Source organism: Amycolatopsis sp. MEPSY49, from assembly GCF_051337345.1.
GTDB lineage: Bacteria > Actinomycetota > Actinomycetes > Mycobacteriales > Pseudonocardiaceae > Amycolatopsis.
Window position 1 is genome coordinate 365,410 of record NZ_JBDLYJ010000003.1, and the last position, 18,873, is coordinate 384,282.

20 protein-coding genes and 1 tRNA gene are annotated in these 18,873 nt (G+C 71.0%); 14 read left to right on the forward strand and 7 right to left on the reverse strand.

The features are described 5' to 3' along the window. Positions 1 to 10: 10 nt before the first annotated feature. The 3 genes from ABFJ78_RS16430 (at position 11) to ABFJ78_RS16440 (ending at position 4,789) form a co-directional block, all read left to right on the forward strand. Complete coding sequence (locus tag ABFJ78_RS16430; protein ID WP_436387204.1) at positions 11 to 1,285, forward strand: deoxyguanosinetriphosphate triphosphohydrolase; 1,275 nt, start codon at positions 11 to 13, stop codon at positions 1,283 to 1,285. A gap of 604 nt (positions 1,286 to 1,889) precedes the next feature. Continuing rightward, positions 1,890 to 2,981: a serpin family protein gene (locus ABFJ78_RS16435; protein ID WP_436387205.1), complete on the forward strand. Its 1,092-nt coding sequence runs from the start codon at positions 1,890 to 1,892 to the stop codon at positions 2,979 to 2,981. Continuing rightward, positions 2,978 to 4,789 (forward strand): glycosyl transferase, encoded by a 1,812-nt coding sequence (locus ABFJ78_RS16440; protein ID WP_436387206.1) that lies wholly within the window; start codon positions 2,978 to 2,980, stop codon positions 4,787 to 4,789. Before ABFJ78_RS16435 ends, ABFJ78_RS16440 begins: the two co-directional genes overlap by 4 nt. Here the strand turns inward: ABFJ78_RS16440 and ABFJ78_RS16445 are convergent, their stop codons facing one another. Then, on the reverse strand, positions 4,790 to 5,476 hold the full coding sequence (locus ABFJ78_RS16445) for an alpha/beta fold hydrolase (protein WP_436387207.1): 687 nt from the start codon (positions 5,474 to 5,476) through the stop codon (positions 4,790 to 4,792). 49 nt (positions 5,477 to 5,525) lie between these two features. Between ABFJ78_RS16445 and ABFJ78_RS16450 the strand changes: the two genes are divergently transcribed. Beyond that, a complete protein-coding gene (locus ABFJ78_RS16450; RefSeq protein WP_436387208.1) occupies positions 5,526 to 6,065 on the forward strand; it encodes a DinB family protein in 540 nt (179 codons plus the stop codon). Positions 6,066 to 6,152: 87 nt separating this feature from the next. Here ABFJ78_RS16450 and ABFJ78_RS16455 read toward each other — a convergent pair whose 3' ends face one another. Genes ABFJ78_RS16455 through ABFJ78_RS16465 form a run of 3 tightly spaced genes read right to left on the reverse strand, consistent with a single transcriptional unit; the run spans position 6,153 to position 7,510 of the window. Further along, the gene (locus tag ABFJ78_RS16455) at positions 6,153 to 6,530 is read right to left on the reverse strand and encodes a VOC family protein (protein ID WP_436387209.1); all 378 of its coding nucleotides are present in this window, start codon (positions 6,528 to 6,530) and stop codon (positions 6,153 to 6,155) included. A gap of 4 nt (positions 6,531 to 6,534) precedes the next feature. Continuing rightward, positions 6,535 to 6,876 (reverse strand): VOC family protein, encoded by a 342-nt coding sequence (locus tag ABFJ78_RS16460; protein WP_436387210.1) that lies wholly within the window; start codon positions 6,874 to 6,876, stop codon positions 6,535 to 6,537. Positions 6,877 to 6,907: 31 nt separating this feature from the next. Next, positions 6,908 to 7,510, reverse strand: coding sequence for a TetR/AcrR family transcriptional regulator (locus ABFJ78_RS16465; protein ID WP_436387211.1), 603 nt, complete (start codon positions 7,508 to 7,510; stop codon positions 6,908 to 6,910). A 101-nt stretch (positions 7,511 to 7,611) separates the two neighbouring features. On the opposite strand from ABFJ78_RS16465, the gene ABFJ78_RS16470 reads away from it, so the two are divergent. Beyond that, complete coding sequence (locus tag ABFJ78_RS16470; protein WP_436387212.1) at positions 7,612 to 8,295, forward strand: carboxymuconolactone decarboxylase family protein; 684 nt, start codon at positions 7,612 to 7,614, stop codon at positions 8,293 to 8,295. On the opposite strand, the gene ABFJ78_RS16475 is transcribed toward ABFJ78_RS16470, so the two are convergent. Next, positions 8,292 to 8,744, reverse strand: a complete 453-nt coding sequence (locus ABFJ78_RS16475) for a MarR family winged helix-turn-helix transcriptional regulator (RefSeq protein WP_436387213.1) — start codon at positions 8,742 to 8,744, stop codon at positions 8,292 to 8,294. The two genes, ABFJ78_RS16470 and ABFJ78_RS16475, sit on opposite strands and share 4 nt — an antisense overlap. A 24-nt stretch (positions 8,745 to 8,768) precedes the next feature. On the opposite strand from ABFJ78_RS16475, the gene ABFJ78_RS16480 reads away from it, so the two are divergent. The 3 genes from ABFJ78_RS16480 (at position 8,769) to ABFJ78_RS16490 (ending at position 11,549) form a co-directional block, all read left to right on the forward strand. Beyond that, positions 8,769 to 10,127: an MFS transporter gene (locus tag ABFJ78_RS16480; RefSeq protein WP_436387214.1), complete on the forward strand. Its 1,359-nt coding sequence runs from the start codon at positions 8,769 to 8,771 to the stop codon at positions 10,125 to 10,127. A 21-nt stretch (positions 10,128 to 10,148) separates the two neighbouring features. Beyond that, entirely contained in the window at positions 10,149 to 10,715 is a 567-nt protein-coding gene (locus tag ABFJ78_RS16485) for a carboxymuconolactone decarboxylase family protein (protein WP_436387215.1), read from the forward strand. A gap of 63 nt (positions 10,716 to 10,778) precedes the next feature. Continuing rightward, positions 10,779 to 11,549: a hypothetical protein gene (locus ABFJ78_RS16490; RefSeq protein WP_436387216.1), complete on the forward strand. Its 771-nt coding sequence runs from the start codon at positions 10,779 to 10,781 to the stop codon at positions 11,547 to 11,549. Here ABFJ78_RS16490 and ABFJ78_RS16495 read toward each other — a convergent pair. Then, positions 11,521 to 12,474 carry a sigma-70 family RNA polymerase sigma factor gene (locus tag ABFJ78_RS16495; protein ID WP_436387217.1) on the reverse strand — a complete coding sequence of 318 codons (954 nt, stop codon included), beginning with the start codon at positions 12,472 to 12,474 and terminating at the stop codon, positions 11,521 to 11,523. The two genes, ABFJ78_RS16490 and ABFJ78_RS16495, sit on opposite strands and share 29 nt — an antisense overlap. Positions 12,475 to 12,506: 32 nt before the next feature. On the opposite strand from ABFJ78_RS16495, the gene dnaG reads away from it, so the two are divergent. The 3 genes from dnaG to ABFJ78_RS16510 are packed head-to-tail and all read left to right on the forward strand — an operon-like array spanning position 12,507 to position 15,756. Beyond that, positions 12,507 to 14,423 carry a DNA primase gene (dnaG, locus tag ABFJ78_RS16500; RefSeq protein ID WP_436387218.1) on the forward strand — a complete coding sequence of 639 codons (1,917 nt, stop codon included), beginning with the start codon at positions 12,507 to 12,509 and terminating at the stop codon, positions 14,421 to 14,423. 1 nt (position 14,424) lies between these two features. Then, entirely contained in the window at positions 14,425 to 14,946 is a 522-nt protein-coding gene (locus tag ABFJ78_RS16505; RefSeq protein ID WP_436387219.1) for a hypothetical protein, read from the forward strand. Positions 14,947 to 14,994: 48 nt separating this feature from the next. Further along, positions 14,995 to 15,756, forward strand: coding sequence for a trans-aconitate 2-methyltransferase (locus ABFJ78_RS16510; RefSeq protein WP_436387220.1), 762 nt, complete (start codon positions 14,995 to 14,997; stop codon positions 15,754 to 15,756). On the opposite strand, the gene ABFJ78_RS16515 is transcribed toward ABFJ78_RS16510, so the two are convergent. Next, positions 15,753 to 15,923, reverse strand: coding sequence for a hypothetical protein (locus ABFJ78_RS16515; protein ID WP_166641722.1), 171 nt, complete (start codon positions 15,921 to 15,923; stop codon positions 15,753 to 15,755). The genes ABFJ78_RS16510 and ABFJ78_RS16515 overlap by 4 nt on opposite strands. A 167-nt stretch (positions 15,924 to 16,090) precedes the next feature. On the opposite strand from ABFJ78_RS16515, the gene ABFJ78_RS16520 reads away from it, so the two are divergent. From ABFJ78_RS16520 to ABFJ78_RS16530, 3 genes are all read left to right on the forward strand, one after another. After that, positions 16,091 to 16,163: transfer RNA gene (locus ABFJ78_RS16520), tRNA-Asn, on the forward strand. A 600-nt stretch (positions 16,164 to 16,763) separates the two neighbouring features. Beyond that, positions 16,764 to 17,588, forward strand: a complete 825-nt coding sequence (locus ABFJ78_RS16525) for a hypothetical protein (RefSeq protein WP_436387221.1) — start codon at positions 16,764 to 16,766, stop codon at positions 17,586 to 17,588. Further along, positions 17,581 to 18,846: a helix-turn-helix domain-containing protein gene (locus tag ABFJ78_RS16530; RefSeq protein ID WP_436387222.1), complete on the forward strand. Its 1,266-nt coding sequence runs from the start codon at positions 17,581 to 17,583 to the stop codon at positions 18,844 to 18,846. The genes ABFJ78_RS16525 and ABFJ78_RS16530 overlap by 8 nt, the downstream gene beginning before the upstream one ends. Positions 18,847 to 18,873 lie beyond the last annotated feature (27 nt).

The following is an 18,873-nucleotide window of genomic DNA, read 5'->3' on the forward strand; positions in this document are numbered from 1 at the left end:
GGCTGGTCGGGTGGACTACACCGAGCACGACACCGCCCGCCTGCTGCCGGAGCCGGCGAAGGGCGCGGCGCTGCCCGGCACGCGCGCGGACGGGCGCAGCGCGTTCTCCCGCGACCGGGCCCGCGTGCTGCACTCGGCGGCGCTGCGGCGGCTCGCCGGCAAGACCCAGGTGGTCGGGCCGGGGGAGGGCGCCGAGGTCACCGGCGTCCCGCGGACGCGGCTGACGCACTCCCTGGAGGTCGCGCAGATCGGCCGGGGGATCGCCGACGAGCTGGGCGCGGACCCGGACCTGGCCGACACGGCGGGGCTGGCGCACGACATCGGGCACCCGCCGTTCGGGCACAACGGCGAGCGCGCGCTCGACGAGGTCGCGGCCGCGTGCGGCGGCTTCGAAGGCAACGCGCAGACGCTGCGGATCCTCACGCGGCTGGAGCCGAAGCTGCTCTCCGCCGAAGGTGACCCGGTGGGGCTCAACCTGACGCGCGCGTGCCTGGACGCGACCACGAAGTACCCGTGGCCGCGCAAACCGGGCCAGGCGAAGTACGGCGTGTACGGCGACGACGTCCCGGTGTTCACGTGGTTCCGTTCCGGGGCGCCGGCGGAGCAGACCTGCCTGGAAAGCCAGATCATGGACTGGGCGGACGACGTCGCGTACTCGGTGCACGACGTCGAGGACGGCGTGCTGGCCGGCCGGATCAAGCTGCGCGTGCTGGCCCACCCGGACGAGCGCGCGGCGGTCGCCGAGGCGGCGGCGAAGCACTTCTCGTCGCTGTCGGTGTCCACTTTGGAGGATGCGGCGGCGGAGCTGCTGGCGTTGCCGGTGGTGGCGGAACTGGCCTCGGCGGAACCGGACGGCTCCCCGGGCGCGCAGGTGGCGTTGAAGAGACTGACGAGCGAACTGGTCGGCCGCTTCACGACGGCGGCGGTCAGCAGCACGCGCGCGGAGTTCGGCGAGGGGCCGCTGGGGAGATACCGGGCGAAGCTGTGCGTCCCGGACCAGGTGGCGGCCGAGGTGGCGCTGCTGAAGGCGCTGGCGTTGCGGTACGTGATGAGCGACCGCCGCCGGCTGGCGATGCAGGAGGGGCAGCGGGAGCTGCTGGTGGAGCTGGTCCACGCCTTGGCGCGGCGGGCTCCGGAGTCGCTGGACCCGTTGTTCGTGCCGGCCTGGGAGTCCGCGCGGGACGACGCCGGGTTGCTGCGGGTGGTGATCGACCAGGTTGCGTCGTTGACGGACGCGCAGGCCCACGCGTGGCATTCGTGGCATGTGACCCGCCACCACCGCTGAGAGGGCGGGCGGCCTGGGGATGAGGCTGGGCGGGCGGCCGGGGGTGGCTGCCGCGGTGGGAGGCCCGGGGCGATGCGGTACGGAGGTTCGCTCGCCGCCGCAGCCGGCCTGCCGCGGTGCGGCCGGGCCGAGCTGAGCCGGGCCGGGCTGAGCTGGGCCGGGCCGGGCCGGGCCGGGCTGAGCTGAGCTGGGCCGGGCCGGGCCGGGCCGGGCTGAGCTGAGCTGAGCCGGGCTGGGCCGAGCTGGGCCGGGCCGGGCCGAGCCGGGCCGGGCCGGGCCGGGCCGGGCCGGGCTGAGCTGGGCCGGGCCGGGCCGGGCTGAGCTGGGCCGGGCCGGGCCGGGCTGAGCTGAGCTGGGCCGGGCCGGGCTGAGCCGAGCCGAGCCGAGGCCGGCCGAGCAGGGGCGAGCCGAGCCTGACTGCGAGCAGCTGCGCCGCGGCAAGCGCGCCGGCCCGGTCGTGGACCGGCGCTTGCCCTGGTCCGGACCTGGTCGCGCGGTGGTCCTAGCACCCGGCTGTGCGGTCGGCCGTGGGGGATTTGTCACCCTTGGGCGGAGTTCCGCGTGGCCGCCCGGTGGGGTCGGCCGTTCCGGTACTCTCGCCCGCATGGCCACGGACAGCCACCTCCGGTTCGCCCTCGCCGTCCACCGGGCCCTCGGCGCCGAGGGCGGGAACTCCTGTTTCTCCCCCTACTCGGTGGCCAGTGCCCTGACCTTGGCCGCGCGCGCCGCCAAGGGACCGACCCGGGATGAGCTCGTCGCGCTGGTCGGAGATCCCGGCCGGCAGACCGTCCTGCTGCGCGAAGCCGCCGAACTGGTCGAAGAGAGCCGCGGCGAACAAGCCGAACTCGCCGTCTCCAACACCCTGTGGGCCGACGACCGGCTCCCGCTCGAAGACTCCTTCAAGGCCGCGCTCTCCGAGTGGCCCGGCGCCGCCGTCTCGAGCGCGCCCTTCGAAAAAGATCCCGAAGGCGCGCGCGCCCTGGTCAACGCCGATGTCGAGCGCACCACGCGAGGCCTCATCCCGCAGCTGCTGCCGCCCGGTTCGATCGACCGGGACGTCGCCGCCGTGCTCGTCAACGCGCTCTACCTCAAAGCCGCGTGGAAGCTGCCGTTCCGCGAAGCCAACACCTCTGACCTCCCCTTCCACGCGCCGTCCGGCACGCGGGACGTTCCGACCATGTCGCTCAGCGAGCGCGTCGGCTACGCGCACGCCGCCGGCTGGCAGGCCGTGCAGCTGGTCGCCGCGGGCGGACTGCAGGCCGTCGTGCTGCTGCCGGACGGCGACCTCGCCGACGCCGAGGCCGCCCTCGACCAGGCCGCGCTGACCAGCCTGCTCGGCCAGGTCAAGGTCAAGCCGGTCGAGCTCGCGCTGCCCAAGATCTCGCTCGATGTCCCCAGCTCGCTCACCGGCGTGCTGCGCGGCCTCGGCGTCCGCACGATGTTCAGCGACGAGGCCGACCTGAGCGGGCTCTCCCCGGACCCGCGGCTCACCGTGTCCGAGGTGCTGCACCAGGCCGTGCTGCGGGTGGACGAACAAGGCTTCGAGGGCGCCGCGGCGACCGCGCTCACCATGCGCCTCACCTCGATGATCATCGACGAACCGGTCACCGTGACGGTGGACCGGCCGTTCCTGCTGCTGGTCCGGCACGCCGGCACCGGGGCTCTCCACTTCTTCGCCAGGGTGGTCGAACCGTGAGCTTGAAGTCCGAAGCCGTCCCCGAACTCGTTCCGCCCGCACCTGAACCACCCGAAGGCCCGAAGCGCTGGGCGTGGCAGGACTCCGCCATCGCCGGGGGCTTCCTGCTTTTCACGATCCTGCTCTACAACGGGCTCTGGTTCGACCTCAAGCGCGGCTACCTCTGGAACGGTGCCGCCGACCAGAGCCAGTGGGAGTGGTACTCGACGGTCGTCGCGAAGTCTGTCCTGCACTTCCAGAACCCGTTCACCACGGACCTGCAGAACTACCCGCTCGGCGTCAACATGGCGGCCAACGCGGCGATGTTCGGCCTCAACATCCCGCTCGCCCCGATCACCCTGACCTTCGGCGCCACGCTGACGTGGGCGATCGTGCTCACCGCCGGCCTCGCCGGCACCGCGACCGGCTGGTACTGGGTCTTCTCGCGCCACCTCGTGCCGAACCGGACGGCGGCCGCGATCGGTGGTGCCTTCTGCGGCTTCGCGCCGCCGATGATCTCGCACGGCAACGCGCACCCGAACTTCGTCGTGCTGTTCGTGCTGCCGTTCATCGCGCTCAAGACGATCCAGATCGCGCACGGCGAACGGCCGGTCCGCAACGGCGTCTGGCTCGGGCTGCTCGTCGCGTGGCAGATCCTGCTCGGCGAAGAACCCCTGGCCATCTTCGCGCTCACCTTCATCGTGTTCGCCGTCGCGTACCTGATCCCGCACCGCGCGGAGATCCGCGGCATGCTGGCGCCGCTGGGCAAGGGGATCGGCATCGGCGCGGTCGTCGCGCTGCTGATCGCCGGATTCCCGTTGTACTGGCAGTTCTTCGGCCCGCAGAGCTTCCACTCGCTGCTGCACGGATCGGCGGGCAACGACACGGCGGCGTTCACCCGCTTCGCGACGCAGTCGATCGCCGGCGCGCCGGAGGCGGCCGCGGACGTGTCGATGAACCGCACCGAAGAGAACGCGTTCTTCGGCTGGCCGCTGATCGTGCTGATGGTCATGCTGACGATCTGGCTGTGGCGCGACGTCGTTTCGCGCGCGCTGGCGATCACGATGTACGTGATGGCCCTCCTCTCGCTGGGCATCGAAATCACGGTCGCGCACGACGACACCGGCATCCCCGGGCCGTGGAAGTGGCTGGGGCAGCTGCCGCTGCTGGACTCGCTGCTCGAGTCCCGGCTCGCGATGGGCTGCATCCCGGTGGTCGGCGGGCTCCTGGCGATCGCGACGCACCGCGTGTGGACGGCGGCGGCCGAACAACCGGAATCCCTCGAAGGCCGGCAACGGTTCCCCCTGAAGATGGTCTGGATCGGCGCGGTGGTGGCGGTGCTGCTGCCGATCGCGCCGACGGAGCTGGTGACGCACGAACGCCCGCTGTCGCCGCCCTTCTTCGCCGACGGTATCTGGCGCCAGTACGTCGGCCCGGGTGGTTCGCTGGTGCCGGTCCCGCTGCCGAGCACGGGCGAGGCCGAGCCGTTGCACTGGCAGGTCGACGCGGGCCTCGGTTACCCGATGCCGGAGGGGTACTTCGTCGGCCCGACCTCGCCGACCGACCGCCGCGGCCGCTACGGCGCCGTGCCGTTGCCGACGTCGGACCTGTTCGCCGAGGTGGAGAAGACGGGACAGGCCGCGGACGTCACCGAAGCCGACCGCACCCAGGCCCTGGCCGACCTGCGCTACTGGAAGGCCGACGTGCTCGTGGTCGGGCCGCGGCAGAACCAGGAAGCGTTGAAGTCCACTGTGGAGCTCCTCCTTCGGAAGCCGGCGGAGTTCGTCGGCGGGGTGTGGATCTGGGACGTGCGTCCGCTGACGCCGTGATCACGCCTTCGCGGCGGCGAGCAGGATCGTGGTCAGCTCCTCCGGTCGCGAAAACATCGGCCAGTGCCCGGTGTCCAGCTCCACCAGCTCCCAGCGGTCGCTTTCCAGCAGCTTCACGACGTCCGGGCTCGGCGTTTCCCCGTCGAGCAGGCACTTGACGTAGGTCGCCGGGAGCTCGCCCAGCGGACGCGCGAGCTCGGCCGGCTCGGTCAGCGACGCGGCCGGGTGCGGGGTCGAGCCCTCGACGATCCGGGCGATCTCGGCGTCGGAAAGCCCTTGGCCCGCATAGTCTTCCGCGGTCAGCGGTGGCCAGAAGCCGCGCTCGGTGAGCGCCGCGACCTGCGCCTCGGACCAGACGGAGGTGAACGACTCCCCGTCCGTGGGCACGTTCGAGTCGACGAACACCACGCGCCGCAGCCGGTCGCCGATCCGCTCGGCCGCCTGCCCGGCGGGGATGCCGGAGTAGCTGTGCCCGACCACCACGACGTCCCGCAAGTCGCCTCGCGAGACGACGTCGACGATGTCCCGAACGTGCCTTTGCTGTCCCGCGGGCATTCCGCGTTTCTCGGCGACGCCGGACAACGTCACCGCATGCGCGCCGTGACCCGCTTCGCGCAACCCCGGGACCACGTCGTCCCACGCCCACGAACCGAGCCAAGCGCCTGCCACCAAAACGAATTCGGCCATGCCGGAAACCTAGCGGAGGGGTCCGACAATTTCGGTAGAGTCGGCGTCCGTGACCTCAGTGGACGACCAGGGGCGGACCGAGCCGCCCGTCGACGGCGACGAAGCCGCGATCCTGCTCGGCTTCCTCGACTTCCACCGCGACACCCTGGCGTGGAAGTGCGCCGGGCTGGGCGAGGCGGCCCTGCGCGCGACGCACCCACCGGCCACGCTGACGCTGGGCGGGCTGCTCAAGCACCTCGCGTACGTCGAGGACTACTGGTTCTCCTGCGTCCTGTTCGACCGCGAGCCGGCGCCGCCGTGGAACAGCGTCGACTGGCGCGAAAACCCGGACTGGGACTGGGATTCCGCGGCGCAGGACTCACCGGAGCAGCTTCGCGAGCTCTGGGCGGCGGCGGTCGCGCGGTCCCGCGAGCGGTACGCGGAGGCGCTGGCGAACGGCGATCTTTCGCAGCCCTCGAAGCACACGCGGGGGGACGGGACGTCGCCGAGCCTGCGCTGGATCCTGGTCCACATGATCGAGGAGTACAGCCGCCACAACGGCCACGCCGACCTCATCCGCGAGTCGATCGACGGCAGCACCGGGGAGTAGCTCAGCGGCTCCCGCATGGCGAGCCCGAGGACGTGCGTTCCGGTGCTGTCCGGGCGCCGCCCCGTGGCGCGTTACGGCCTGGCGAAATCAGCCGACGAAGAGGCAGAACGGGTGGCCCGCCGGATCCGCGTAGACGCGCAGCGGTTCTTCCGGGTCGTCCGCGTTGTCGGCCAGCAACCGCGCGCCCAGGGCGATCGCTCGCTCGTGCTGCTCGTCCAGCTCAGCGCGCGTCGCCACGGTGAGGTCGAGGTGCAGCATCTGCGGCCGCGGGCCGGACGGCCAAGTCGGCGGCGGCAGCGACGGAACCCGCTGGAACGCCAGGCGCGGGACGCCGGTCGTGTCGAGCAGGACCGCCCAGTCGTCCGGGTCGCCCGGGCGGATCCTGAACCCCAGCAACCGCCGGTAGAACTCGGCCAGCGCCTGGGCGTCCGTCGCGTCGAGGACGACCTGGCGCAGCCGCGGCACGCGCTCACCCACGGCGGTGCGCGATCTGGAAGACGTTGCCGAACGGGTCGCGGACCATCGCGCGGCGGTCGCCGTACGGCGTGTTCGCCGGTGGCTCGAGGCTCGTCGCGCCGCAGTCGAGGGCCCGGCGGTACGTCGCGTCCGCGTCGGGGACGTACACGTGGAGGAACGCGGGGAACAGCGCGCGTTCCCCTTCGGCCGACACCATGACGAGCGAGTCGCCGATGCGGATCTCCGCGGGCCGCCCGCTTTCCACCTCGCCGGTGGCGCCGAACACCGACCGCAGGAACGCGACGGCGGCGACGAGGTCGCGCACCACCATCCGGGGGATCACCGTCTGGGTCATACCGGCTCACCCAAGCCGGTTGCCCGGCTGATCACAAGTCCAGGCCGACCAGCTTCACCAGGAACCGGTCGATCTGCTCGACGGCCGGCGGCCACGGCAGGTCCGGCTCGTTGATCCGCTGGGCGAGCATGCCGTTGACGGCGGTCCGCAGGTCGATCGCGACGGTCGCGGCGTCGTCGGCCGGGGCGAGGCCCGCGTCCATGCACGCCTGGACCGCCTCGGTCGTGCGGGCGACCATGACCTCCTTGAACGGCATGCCGTGGCGCCGGTGGACCGCGCTTTCATGCAGCACCTTGTAGAGCCCGGAGTGCTCGCGCGCCCACGCCGCCTGTGCCAGGATCCGGGCCCGGAGCGCGGCCGCCGGGTCCGGTGCTTCCGCCGCGGCCGTGTCGCCGGTGCCGACGAGGTCCTCGTGGCAGCGCCGCATCGCGGCCAGGACGAGCGCGTCGCGGTCCGGGAAGTGCAGGTAGACCGACGTCGCCGCGATCGACACCTCGCGCGCGACGGCCCGCAGCGAGAGCGCTTCGTCGTCGCCCAGCTCCTCGAGCATCCGGACGGCGGCCGTGACGATCTCGTCACGCAGCAGTTCGCCCTTGCCTCGGGCGTTGGGCCGGCGGCGGGTCGTCTCTTCCATCGAGGTCAGTGTAGCTGGACACCCATCGCGCTACAGGTGTAGCGTCACTTGCACTACAGCTGTAGCGCTACGTACGTTCAGTACTCTGAGGGAGCACGATCTTGACCACCACCGAAACGAACCTCGACCGCCTCGCCGCGCTCGACCCGGCGTTCGCCCAGCTGGTCGGCGCGACCGCGCGGTACGTCCGGGCGGTTCCCGAGCTGACCGACCGGGAGAAGACGTTCCTCTGCGTCACGGCCGACGTCTGCCAGGCGAGCCTCGGTATGGCGTTCAGCGCCCACGTGCGCACCGGGCTGGCCACCGGAATGTCCACATCGGACGTCCGCGAGCTGCTCCGGTTCGTCTCGTACGACTGCGGCTACCACGCCGCGACCGCGGGCATCGAGCGGATCACCGAGCTGGAAGCGGAGCTGGGCATCGACCCGGAGCTGACGGCGCCCGAACCGGTGCCCGACGGCCCCAGCCCGCTGCCGGAGGAGGTGCGGACCCGGCTGAACGAGCTGGACCCGCACTTCACCGGGTTCTTCGACCTCCAGTCCCGGATGCGCGCCGGGCACGGTCCGGGCACGCTGAGCGAACGGGAGCGCGGCCTGGTCAGCCTCAGCGTCGACGTGCACTACCAGACCCTGGAAGACACGTTCCGCATCCACGTCGGACGCGCGCTCCGGGGTGGCGCGTCGCCGGAAGACGTGCGCGCGGCGCTGCGGTTCAACGCCCAGTTCGGCGTCACGCGGGCCTGGCACGCCTGGGAAGCGCTGAACGCGATCCTCGCGGAAAGCTAGCCGAGGACTTCGTCCGCGAGCCGAGTCAGGTAGTCCGCGAAACGTTCGCGATCTTCCGCGTCCCAGTGGCCCACCAGCGCCTCGAACGCTTGACGCTGGTGGGCCTGCGAAGCCGCGAGGAACTCCTTCGCGGCTTCGGTGAGCGTCAGCACCGCGCGGCGGGCGTCACGGGCCGACGTCGAGCGCACCACGAAACCGTCCCGGCCCGCTTCGGCGACCATCCGGCTGGCCACCGAACGGTCGATGCCCAGCTGGCGGGCCACGTCGGCGACCGTCACCTCGTCGCCTACCGCGCCGTCGATCGCCTGGATCACGAAGAGGTTCGGCACCGTCCACGCCGGCGGGGCGTCCGCGGCGAAGCGCTCGACGACGTCCGGGCCCCACTGGCGCGCCCAGTGCCGGACCAGGCGGAACAGGGCCGGGCCGGCATCGGAGCTTGATGCGTGCATAAGGCACGTTATAATGTGTGCTTTATGCACGCATCTCGGAACCTCGCGTTCGCCGGCCTGCTGCTCGGCATGGCCATGGCCCAGCTCGACGGCCTGATCGTCACCGCGGCCCTGCCCTCGATCGGCGCCGACCTGCACGCCCGCACCGGGCTCGTCGCCGTGACCGCCGCCGGCCTGCTCACCCTCACCGTCGCGACGCCGCTGCACGGCCGGTTCGGTGACCTCTACGGCCGCCGGGTCTCCTTCGCGGGCTCGGTCCTCGTGTTCGCCGCGGCCTCGGCGTGGTGCGCCGCCGCGCCCGGCCTCGGCTCGCTGGTCGCGGCCCGCGCGCTGCAGGGCCTGGGCGGGAGCGGCCTGATCGTCACGGCGATGAGCGCGCTCGGCGAGCTGTTCGAGCGCGACGAGCTGGTGCGCCGCCAAGGCTGGCAGACGGCGGTGTTCGCGGCCGCCACCCTCGGCGGCCCGCCGCTGGGCGGGCTGCTCGCCGCGGGGCCGGGCTGGCGCTGGATCTTCCTGGTCAACCTGCCGCTGTGCGTGCCGGCGCTGGTGCTCGGCTTGTGCGGGTTGCCCGCGAAACCCCCTCGCGCAGGCGAAAAGTTCGACGTCGGGAGCAGTCTCCTGCTCGTGGCCGCCGGGTCGGCAGTCGTCGCGCTCGGTACCGTCGACGCCCTCGCTCACAGTCCACTGTGGACGCCGATGCTGGCCGGAACCGCCGTGGCGACGGGCTTCCTGTTCGTGCGCAGGCAGCGTCGCGCGAAGAGCCCGCTGATCTCGCCGAAGGTGTTCGCGGACGCCGTCCTGGCGCGTGCGGTGCTGGTCAACGGCCTGGCGGGCGCGGCGCTCTACGGCACCTTCACCTACGTCGCGCTCGTCGCGGCGTTGGGAGCCGACGCCGCCGTGACCGGGTTGCTGCTGGTCGCGATGACCGCCGGGCAGCTCGCGTTGTCCGCCTCCTTCGCCGCGCTGGCCCGCCGGCACCCCGAAATGGCGGCGTGGGGCCGGTTCGGCTGTCTCGCCGGCACGGCCGGCCTCGCCGCGATCGCCGTCGCGGCCGCGCTGGGCGGCAGTCCGTGGCTCCTCGCGCCGGGACTGTTCGCGATCGGCGCGGCCTTCGCGGTCTGCACGTCCGCCTACACCGTCCTGGGCCAGACGCGGGCCCGGCGCGACCTCTTGGGTGTCACGCTCGGCTCGCTGACCTTCGCCCGGCAGGCCGGCGGGCTGGCCGGGGCGGCGGTGTTCGGCTGGCTCGCGCTGGCCACGACCGGCGGGCTCGGCGCCGCCGGCCTCACCGTCGTGTTCGGCGCCGCGACCGCGATCATGCTGGTGGCCTGCGTCACCGCGCCCGCTGTCACGTCTCCCGCGGCGGTCTCGTCCTCTTCGTGACCGCGAACGAAGGAGAACGCGATGCCTCGCATCCCCGCGAAGAAAACGTCCGAAGCCGGCCTCGTGCTCAAGCTGATGTACCGGTTCGCGGGCCGCCGCTACGGCGCCGTGCCCGAGCCGATGGCCGTCGCCGCCCACCACCCGGCCCTGCTCCGCACCTACGCCGTGCACGAAACGCTGGCCGAGCGCGCGTCGAAGAAGCTGCCGGCGAACGTGCGCGAGCTCGCCGTCTACCGCGTCGCCACCCGGATCGGCTGCTCGTGGTGCGTCGACTTCGGCACCATGCTGCAGAAGCACGACGGCCTGGACATCGAGCGGCTGAAGAAGATCGACGACTACGCGACCTCGCCCGCGTTCAACCGGCAGGAACGGCTCGCGATCGCCTACGCCGACGCGATGTCCGGCGAGCAGGTCACGGTCACCGACGAGCAGGTCGCCGAGCTCGAGCGCGAGTTCGGCCGCGCCGGCGTCGTGGAGCTGACCTACCAGATCGCGCTGGAGAACTCGCGCGCCCGGATGAACAGCGCGCTCGGCATCGTCGACCAGGGCTTCACCTCGGGCGACGCCTGCCGCGTCCCGCTCCCGTAGGACCCCGGGAATCGGACCCCGGGGGGACGCGCCGCCGGGGTCCGCCGCGGGACCGTTCCGCGCATGCACCTCGTCGCCAGTGAACGGATCAAGCTCTTCAGCATCGCCACGCCCTGGGTGTGCGGCCTCTTCGCGCTCGTCGCGCTGGCCTTCCCGGCCGCGCTGACGGCGCTCACCGCCACCGAGTCCCGGTTGCCGCCCACCGTCGCGAGCACCCAGTTCGGCTACCAGCTCGCGCTGGTCGCGGTGCTGCTGCTGGGCGCGCTCGCGGTGACTAGCGAGTACCACTCCGGCACGATCCACGGCACCTTCCAGGCCGTGCCCGGCCGGACGCCGGTGCTGCTGGCCAAGGCCGCGCTCGTCGCCGGCTACGGGTTCGGGATCGGCGAAGCGGCCGCGTTCGCGGCCTGGCTGGTCGCACGCGTGCTTGCCCCGGACGCCGACCTGGCGCTGGACAGCGCCGCGGACTGGACGATCGTCGCCGGCACCGGCCCGGTGTTCGCGCTGGCCGCTGTCTGCGGGGTCGGCGTCGGCCTGCTCGTGCGCCACACCGCCGGGGCGGTCGCGCTGCTCGTCGCCTACCCGCTGATGGCGGAGAACGTCGTCCAGCTGATCCCGCGGGCCGGGCACGCGATCCACCGGTGGCTGCCGCTGAACGCCGTCACGAAGTTCCTCAGCGGCACCGGCGAGGCGAACGCGGGCCGGGACGGCGGCAACGCCACGGTGCTGTCCGACTCGCCGCTGCCCCAGGCCTGGGCGCTGGCCTACTTCGGGGCCTTCGCCGCGCTGCTGCTGGCGGGCGGGATCACGCGGGCGCGTCGCCGGGACGCGTGATCCGGGACAGCTTGTCCGGGTTGACGACGTCGTAGATCGCCACGATCTTCCCGTCGCGGACGGTCATCGCCTGCACATGCTCGTCGAGGGCGAAGAAGCCGTCCTGGCCCGGCTGCGGGGCGAGGTACACGCCCAGATCGCCGTTGACGAGCACCGGCTCGCCGCGGGTGAGCACCCCGGGCGGGTACTTGGTCGTGAGGCCCACGAAGAACCGGGCGATCTTGTCCGCGCCGACGACGAGCTGGCGCGTGGTCCGGCCCTTGCCGTTCGAATCGCCGATGAGCACGACGTCCGGGGCGAGCAGCTCGGTCATCGCCCGGATGTCGCCGGCCTGCAGCGCGACGACGAACTTCTCGAGGATCTTCGCCTGGTCGTCCAGCGGCACGCGCGGTGCCGGGTCGGCGTCGGCGAGGGCCTTGCGGCCGCGGGACGCGTACTGGCGCGCGGCGTCGACCGAGACGCCGAGCGCGTCGGCGATCTCCGCGAACGGGACCGAGAAGGCGTCGTGCAGCACGAACGCGACGCGCTGCTCCGGGGTCAGCTTGTCGAGCACGACGAGCGCGGCCATCCGCAGGCCGTCGTCACGCACGGCGACTTCCAGGGGGTCTTCGCTGACCGGGCGTCCGAACGGCGTGACGACCGGCTCGGGCAGCCAGTTGCCGACGTACTTCTCGCGCTGGGCGGCGGCCGACTTCAGCCGGTCGAGGCAGATCCGGCCGACGACGGTGGTGAGCCAGCCACGCAGGTCGCGGATCGCCGCGCGGCCCGCGTCGTCGAGCCCGGCCAGCCGCAGCCAGGACTCCTGGACGGCGTCCTCGGCGTCGGCGCGGGTACCGGTGAGCCGGTAGGCGACGCCGATCAGGTGACCGCGGTGCTCGGCGAACTCCGTGGCGAGCGTGTCCTGGGCGGTGGGCGTGGAGGCCATGCCCCGAGTGTGCCGCAAACGGCAAAGCTAGAGTGGGTGACGTGGCAGGACGGATTCGGGAGAGCGACATCGCGGAGGTGCGCGAGCGGAACCGGATCGACGAGGTCGTCGGGGAGTACGTGGCACTGCGCCGCGCCGGTGGGGGCAGCCTGAAGGGCCTCTGCCCGTTCCACAACGAGAAGACCCCGTCGTTCAACGTCCGCCCGACGCACGGCACCTTCCACTGCTTCGGCTGTGGCGAGGGCGGCGACGTGATCAAGTTCATCCAGAAGATCGACCTGATCACGTTCGTGGAGGCCGTCGAGCGGCTGGCCGACCGGGTCGGCATCCGGCTCACCTACGAAGGCGGCGGCGCGACGATCCAGCGCGACCGCGGCAGCCGCAGCCGGCTGATCGAGGCGCACCGCGCCGCGCAGGAGTTCTACGCCGAGCAGCTGCTCACCGACGAGGCGCGCCCGGCGCGGGACTTCCTGTCCGAGCGGGGGTTCGACGCCGCCGCGGCGAAGACGTTCGGCTGCGGGTACGCCCCCGGCGGCTGGGACAAGCTGACGAAGTTCCTGCTCAACCGCGGCTTCGAGGTCAAGGAGCTGCTCACCGCGGGGCTGTCCAAGGAAGGCCAGCGCGGCCCGATGGACCGCTTCCACCGGCGGCTGGTCTGGCCGATCCGCGACGTGGGCAACGAGGTCGTCGGCTTCGGCGCGCGGCGGCTGTTCGACGACGACCGGATCTCGGCGAAGTACCTGAACACCGCCGAGTCGCCGATCTACAAGAAGTCCCAGGTCATGTTCGGCCTCGACCTGGCCAAGCGCGAGATCGCGAAGCGGCACCAGGTCGTCGTGGTCGAGGGCTACACCGACGTGATGGCGATGCACGCGGCGGGCGTGCCGACGGCGGTCGCGTCGTCGGGCACGGCGTTCGGCGAGGACCACATGAAGGTGCTTCGCCGGCTGATGATGGACGACGACGCCTTCCGCGGCGAAGTGATCTTCACCTTCGACGGCGACGAAGCGGGGCAAAAGGCCGCGTTGAAGGCCTTCGAAGGCGACCAGACGTTCGCCGGCCAGACGTACATCGCGGTCGCGCCGGACGGCATGGACCCGTGCGAGCTGCGCTTGGCCAAGGGCGACAGCGCGGTGAAGGACCTGGTCGCGCGGCGGACCCCGCTGTTCGAGTTCGTCATCCGCAACACGCTCAAGAACTACGACCTCGACTCGGTCGACGGCCAGGTCGCGGCGCTGCAGAAGACCGTGCCGATGGTGGCGTCGATCAAGGACCGCGCGGCTCGCGACGGCTACGCGTCGAAGCTCGCCTGGTGGGTGGGCTGGCAGGACGTCGCCCAGGTGGTCAACCGGGTCCGCGGCAGCGCGGGCGCGACCGACAAGCGCGGCGGGGCGCCGCTGCGCCAGCCCGCGCGCGGCCAGCAGGCCGCCCCGGCGGCGCCGACGCAGGATGTGGCCCGGCCGGCCCCGAAGGACCCGCGGTTCGCCGTCCAGCGCGAGGCGTTGAAGGCCGCGCTGCAGCAGCCCGCGATCGCCGGGCCGGAGTACGACGCCCTGCCGCTGGAGGCGTTCACGCACCCGGTGTACGTGGCGGTCCACGAGGCGGTGTTGAAGGCGGGCGGCGCGGGTTCCGGCCTGACCGGCCCGGCGCTGCTGGACGCGGCCGCCCCGCACTGTCCGGAAGGGACGGTCCGGCGGGTGCTGTCCGAGCTGGCCGTGGAACCGTTGCAGGCCAAGGACGAAGTCGACTCGCGGTACATCTCCTCGATCCTCGCCCGGCTCCAGGAGGGGCTCGTCGGCCGGCAGATCGCGGAGATCAAGGGGAAGCTGCAGCGGCTGTCACCGGTCGAAGCGCCGGACGACTACCGCGCGTTGTTCGGCGACCTCGTCGCGCTGGAGCAGTACAAGAAATCGCTGGGCGAGCAGGCGGCCGCCGGCGCGTGGGGCTGAGATGAGCTTCCTGCGCCGGTTGCTGGGCGACCGCACGCCGCCGGACTTCGCGGGTTCGCTGGACCCGGGTGAGGACGTCGTCGACAGCGCCCCCGTCGAGGGCGGCGGGTACCTGGTCGTGACGGCGCTGGGGCTGTGGATCCCGTCCGAAGACGGGGCGCGGCGCGTCGGCTGGCACCTCGTCGGCAAGGCGGCCTGGGCGGACGGCGTCTTCACGCTGACGGAGTCGTCCGAGGTCGGCACGGCGGGATCGGCGGTCGTGCTGGCCGACCTCCCGCCGGTGCGCTTCCGGCTGGCCGAGCCGGGCAAGGTGCCGCGCGAGGCCTACCAGCGCGTCGAGGGCTCGATCCGCTCGCGGCACCGGCAGGAGATCGGGTCCGGGGGAGCGTGGTTCGTGCAGCGCAAGGTGCCCGGCCGCGACGGCAGCGTCCTGCAGGTCCGGCCCGACCCGGGCACCGACGTCGAGCTGGTGACGGTCATCGCCGAGCAGGTCGCCGCGAAGCTGGTCAACCCCGCCGAATAGCAGTACGCTCGTACTCGGTACAGGCGTACTGTTTACTGGGAGGCGGCCGTGTGGGATCCGGACAAGTACCTCGACTACGCCGACCTGCGGGCCCGGCCGTTCTACGACCTGATCTCCCGCATCGGCGCCACGGCTCCGCGGCGCGTCGTCGACCTGGGGTGCGGGCCGGGCAACCTGACCGTCTCGCTGCGGGAACGGTGGCCTTCGGCGGTGCTGGAGTGCGGCGATAGTTCACCCGAAATGGTGACGGCCGCCCGCGCTCGAGGATTGGACGCGTCCCTGCTCGACGTCCGCGACTGGCAGCCGGCGCCGGACACCGACGTCGTCGTGTCGAACGCCGTCCTGCAATGGGTGCCCGGCCACTCCGCGTTACTGCGCCGGTGGGTCTCCGCGCTGCCGTCGGGGGCGTACCTGGCGGTGCAGGTGCCGGGCAACTTCGACGCGCCGTCACACGCGCTGACCCGCCGGCTGGCGGCGTCCCCGGCCTGGTCGTCCCGCCTGGCCGAGGTCGTCCTGCGCGAGGACGACGCGGTCTCGAGCCCGCTGGAGTACGCGAACCTCCTGGCCGACGCGGGCTGCGGCGTCGACGCCTGGGAGACGACGTACGTGCAGCCGTTGCGCGGGCCGTCGCCGGTGCTGGAGTGGATCGCGGGAACGGCGCTGCGTCCCATCCGGGCGGCCCTGCCGGACGCCGAATGGGAGCAGTTCCGCGCGGAGCTGGCCCCGCTGCTGGCCGAGGCGTACCCGACCCGCGCCGACGGGACGACGTGGTTCGAGTTCCGCAGGGTGTTCTTCGTGGCCCAGATCTAGCGGCGCACCTTCTCGCTGATCTTGGCGCGGGCGACGCCGGCGGCACCCTGGACCATCGGATGGTCGACGACCCGGCGGTAGGTGCGCACGAGCTGCTCGTACCGCCCCCGGCCTGCCTTGGCGCCCAGCACGTACCCCAGGCCTGCCCCCAGCAGGAACTTCTTCATCCGCGTCCACGCCTTCCGTCAGTAGGTCGTCCGACTGTCCATTGTCCAGGAAAACGGCCGCGAGGGGGCGGTTGCGCTAAGTGGGGGGTGGTGCGAACGGGGTTGGCGGCATGGGCTAAAGTTCTTCTCGTCGGACGGAGACGGACGGCACCGGAAGTGAGCGACATTCCCCTGTAGCTCAACTGGCAGAGCATTCGGCTGTTAACCGGAGGGTTCTTGGTTCGAGTCCAAGCGGGGGAGCAAAGCCCAGGTCACTGACCTGGGCTTTTTTGCTACCCCTGAGTAGGGCGATTTAGTGTCTATCTTGACGGTCGTCCAATGATCCATCTGTGTGGCCAGCCGCACCGTGCGTCAGCGCCGACCGAACGTGGGTCAACGGTCCGATAGCACCGTGCTGGTGCTCGGCGACGTCGCCGGTCCTGGGTGTGTCCGTGGCACGAACTTCCCGGATCTGGCTACCAATCCGTCAGAGCGTGACGGTCGACTCGGTATGGCCAGGGCCATGAAATGTGACGGCGTCGCTTGCAAGGGGCGAGGCCCTGTGTCCTGCAGGCCGGCCTGAGTCGCCACGCCAAGATCGTGGAACACGTCGTCGCGTCCCCGATCTCCAGGGGTTGATTTACGTGTGCCACCGGCGCGGTCGAACGAAGTACGTGGAGTTCGGCGGCAACGTCGGCATCCGCAGCAATCGCAGGGTGCGCCCGCAAGGGCGCGCTGCAACTGCCTTAGAACGGGCGACGGTGGAGGCGGCTTCGATGGGTGGGCAACACTTGCGTAAAAATCAAGCGGAATGGACACTCTGAGAAGATAGGCGTAAGTGTCAGGTTGCTTGGAGGACTCATGGTCCGTGCTGACGAGCCGTCCAAGTGGGCGGTGGAACAGTTCGGTGATGCTGCGCTCGACGTGGCCACCTACGTCGTCAAGGGCTTGGTTCGCGGCCAACGGAGCGCTCGGGCAGTGCAGCTCGCGGCCCGAGCCGAGGGGGCCGACGACAACTACGCGTACGGCAGTATGTGGAACGCCCGATACAAGATGGTCGTCGACCTGTTCGAGCTGGCCGATCTGCCGGGGTTCGAGATCATCAAGCCGAAGGGTGCTTCGTATCGGTTGGCGGTGGTCAACGGCCGCGTCCTGATCCCGTTCCGCCACTCCGACTCTCTGGCGAAGCCGATCAATCAAGCGAAGCTCGGTAGCCTGATTCCGCGGCGTCTCTCACGCGAGAGCGGCGTGCTGCCAGAGAACACGTTGTTCGATGAACTCGGCGATCTCCAAGCTGCCGCCGAGAGCGAGGGGGAATCTCCCAGCGTGGGGGAGGTCGCCGCCGAAGCTCGGTCGTTGGGGCTGACTGTCGTCTACATCGGTTACGTCGCAAATCCGGACAGTGACGAGATTCTCGCCGCGTGGTGGGGAACGCCGGTGTCCTTGGAAGACGACGGCAGCATGGTGTGGTTCCCGGAGCGCCTGGACTTGAGTCGTGCTGTCGAAGATTCTGCCGGGGCGGCCAGTGCCGGTCTCCATGTCGCGGGAAGCTCTGTGAGCACGCCCGGCTTCGCCCATGGCGAGGAGCCCCACCTCGCCATGGACTCGCGACTGCGCAAGGATGAGAGCCCCACCTCCGAGGTGGAGACCGACATCCCAGATCTAGCTGCCGAAGACGATGAGTGACGACGACACACGCCAGCAACACCTCTTTCCCGCTGCGAGCCGCACCCCGCGTCATGGCCGAGCATCCACGGGTGCAGCATTGCCCCTGTCCGAGGTGCACAAGCTGTTCGACGCGACCCGCCTGACCCAGGCTCGTAGCCTCGCCGGCCGTACCAAGAAGTGGCTGGCAGAAGAACTGGGCGTAACTCCTGCCGCGGTCAGCCAGTACGAGATGGGCACCAACCGTCCGCGCCCCGATATCTTGCCGCGGTTGGCGCAGGTGCTCGACGTACCGTTGGAGTTCTTCCTCGTCGGCCGGCCACATGGACGATTGGACGCCTCGGCGGCGCACTTCCGCAGCCTACGCAACACGCGCGCATACCAGCGTGCCAAGGCTGTCTCGTTCACAGAGCAGGTCTGGGAATTGGTCTATGCCCTGGAAAAACGGGTTCAGCTGCCGCCGGTCGACCTACCGGGTTTCGCCGGGGGCGAGGTCGAACCCGGCACGGCACTACCTCGGGATCCGGCTACGGCTGCCCGTGCGCTGCGCGAGGCTTGGGGTTTGGGAACCGGGCCGATAACGCACTTGATTCGACGGCTGGAAGCCCACGGCATCGTCGTCGTTACGCCTCCTCGAGACGAAGACCTCAGCACTGTGGATGCTTTCTCTACGTCGCAGCTCCCGCGTCCGGTGATCGTCTTGACCCCAAACCGGACGGACGACGTTTACCGGCATCGCTTCACGGCCGCGCATGAGTTGGCCCACCTGGTCTTGCACAGTGACACCGCGCCGGGGGACATCGCACACGAGCGGGAAGCTGACGCGTTTGCCGCGGAGTTTCTCACGCCCAAGAACTCGATTGCGCCTCAGCTTCCCAGTCGCGCAGATTTGAACAAGTTATCTGCTCTGCGCGAGGTGTGGGGAGTGTCGGTGCACTCGCTGCTCTATCGCTGCCGGGAACTCGGTCTACTGTCAGATTCGTCGGCCAGTCGTGCGTACATCCGTCTGCGCAAGCTTGACAACACCCCAGGTTTTGGCCTACCAGAACCCCTTGTGAACTTCCCTGGTGAACAGCCGGCGTTGCTCTCCAAAGGCTTCTCCTTGGCGAGCGCTCACGGCCTAACGGTAAGCGAGTTGGCGCGAGAACTCGCGTGGACCAACGTGGCGGTACGGCGGTTCATTGGCGACGCTGGGCAACGTCCGGTCCTGCGGCTGGTGACCGATGATGAATGGGCGAACGACAACAAGGAAAGCGAGCGTGCGCAAGCGGCGCGTTAGCTAGCGAACGCCGGTAAGTAGTGGCGG